General features: G+C 62.8%; 2 protein-coding genes. Both read left to right on the top strand.

Translation table 11 applies throughout. The features are described from left to right. Positions 1–424 precede the first annotated feature (424 nt). Entirely contained in the window at positions 425–694 is a 270-nt protein-coding gene (locus Q0K17_RS11110; protein WP_294542974.1) for a permease of phosphate ABC transporter, read from the top strand. Positions 695–967: 273 nt separating this feature from the next. Then, positions 968–2,685, top strand: a 1,718-nt coding sequence (locus tag Q0K17_RS11105) for an NAD(P)-binding protein (protein ID WP_294542973.1), incomplete at its 3' end; no start/stop codon positions are given.

Genomic DNA, 2,685 nt, shown 5'->3' with positions numbered 1-2,685 from the left:
CAAATGACCTGTCTGACTACGAATCAGAAGGTCGGGGGTTCGAGTCCCTTCCGGCGCACCAAGGTTTCCCAGAAATGGGAAACCTTTTTTTGTTGTTATCCTGCGGAAGGCAGCCGGTTTGTCCCGGAAGGGACTCGAACAGCTCGTCCGGCCGTTCTGCGTCCCGGCCGGTTCCCACAGTCCTGCGGACTGTGGGAAAGGGCGCGGGCAGAGGGGGCCCTTCCGGCGCACCAAGGTTTCCCAGAAATGGGAAACCTTTTTTGTTGTTATCCTCCGGAAGGCAGCCAAACCTCGCTTTTTGTTTTTCCCGGCACATGGCATTGCGAAGTGCCTTTGCCTGTGCTACACTGAGGGCGGAAGACCCCTTCGCCCCCAGCGGGGCAGGGGAGACAGGCGCAGTGTGACGCCCAGGGAGGTCAATGCCATGAAACTGTTTACCTATGCGGACCGGTATCTCAAACAGAGCAGCTGGAAGGATATGGCCCTGCTCAAGTTCTGCCTGTGTGCCATGGGGGTGCTGATCGGGCTGGCGGTACCCCGCAGCCGGCGCCGGCAGTTTGCCTTCGGGGCGCTGGTGGTGTTCCTGACCACCTATGTGCCGCTGATGAGCAAATTTGCCCATGTGGTCGTGCAGGCCCGGCGGGAGGAAGTGCTGGCAGAGGCGGACGAGCCCACGGCAGAAACCGGAGTGTAACCAAAAGAGATTCTTATTATAATAAGAAAGGCGGCACCCTGCGGCGCACAGCGCGGTGGGGCGGCCGCCTTGTCTTTTTGTTGGCCCTGGGCTGGCGTCACATCGGTTTTGAACATAATGCAAAATAATTATGAACATGTTAAAATTTTATTGAACTTTTCCACAAAATCCCCTATACTGGAAACAGTGTGACGGCGGCCATGGCTGTGCCGCCTTTCTGATCCAGGCACCGGGAACCAAGAACGCCGGTGCCTTAACGGAGGATTTTGTTGTATGCGAAGATTGTCTATCGAGACCCCGGACCGGGCCCAGCAGGTCGTACAGGACCTCTGCCGGGATATGGGGCACCGCGTGGCCGCCAACCCGCCGGGGCTCTGCCCGGTGGACCTGGCCCTGAACTTCCTGCGTCTGTGCCATGCCCAGACCTGCGGCAAATGTGTGCCCTGCCGCATCGGCCTGTCCCAGCTGGAAACCCTCATCGAGAGTGTGCTGGACCAGACCGCCCCCGAAGGCACCATCGACCTGATCGAATCCACGGCGGCCGCCATTGCAGATTCCGCCGACTGCGCCATCGGCTATGAAGCCGCCGCCATGGTGCTGGAAGGGGTACGGGGCTTCCGGGAGGACTACGAGCTCCACGCCAGGGAAGGGCGCTGTATCTGTTCCCTCAAGCAGCCGGTGCCCTGCGTGACCGTCTGTCCGGCTCATGTGGACATCCCCGGGTATATCGCCCTGGTGCGGGAAGGACGCTTCCAGGACGCGGTGGACCTTATCCGCAAGGACAATCCCTTCCCCTATGCCTGCGCCTATGTGTGTGAGCACCCCTGTGAAAAGCAGTGCCGCCGCCGGCTGGTGGATGACGCCATCAACATCTGCGGCATCAAGCGGTATGCGGTGGACCACTGTGGGGACGAGACCCCGCCCGCACCTGCCGAAGCCACCGGCAAGCGCATTGCGGTGGTGGGCGGCGGCCCCAGCGGGCTGACGGCCGCGTACTATCTCCAGCTCATGGGGCACAGCGTCACCGTCTTTGAACAGCGGGACCGCCTGGGCGGCATGCTGCGCTACGGCATCCCCGACTATCGTCTGCCTCCGGAGGTGCTGCAAAAAGATATTGATTACATTCTCAAGACCGGGGCGGAGGTCAAAACCGGCGTCTGCATCGGCACCGATATCCAGGTGGAACAGCTGCGCCGGGATTACGACGCGCTGTACGTGGCCATCGGCGCCCACGCCGACAAGAAGCTGGGCCTTCCCGGAGAGGACAGCGAAAATGTCCTTTCCGCCGTGGAGTTCCTGCGGGACTGCGGCGAAGGCCATCCCCTGGACTTCACCGGCAAGCGTGTTGTGGTCATCGGCGGCGGCAACGTGAGCATGGATGCCACCCGCACCGCCATCCGCCTGGGGGCCGAAAGCGTGATCTGCGTTTACCGCCGCCGTCTGGATGATATGACCGCCCTGCCGGAGGAGATTGCCGACGCCCAGGCCGAGGGCTGCCAGATCCTGCCCCTGCAGGCGCCCCACCGCATCGAAGCCGATGAGAAGGGCAGGGTGGCTGCTCTGTGGACCAAGCCCCAGATCATCGGCGGCTACGGTCGGGACGGCCGTCCCGGTCCCCGGGACGCCGCCGAGCGGGAGTTCCGCATCCCCTGCGATTACCTCATCATCGCCATCGGCCAGCGCATTGAGTCCGACAACTTTGAAAAGGGCGGCATCGGCACCAGCCGGGGCGCTCTCAAGGCCGACCTGTCCGGCTATGTGCCCGGGACCCCCAACGTTTTTGCCGGTGGTGACGCGGTCACCGGTCCGGCCACCGTCATCCGGGCGGTGGCGGCGGGCAAGGTGGGCGCCGCCAACATTGACAGCTTCCTGGGGTATTCCCACACCATCCGCTGCGATGTGCAGATTCCCCCGGCCCGACTGTCCAACACACCGCCCTGCGGCCGCATCCAGCTCAAGGCCCGCAATCCGCTGGAATCCAGGACCGACTT

Source organism: uncultured Gemmiger sp. (assembly GCA_944388105.1).
Lineage (GTDB): Bacteria > Bacillota > Clostridia > Oscillospirales > Ruminococcaceae > Gemmiger.
The sequence above is the reverse complement of the archived record's forward strand: the minus strand, read 5'-3'. Positions and strand labels throughout refer to the sequence as shown.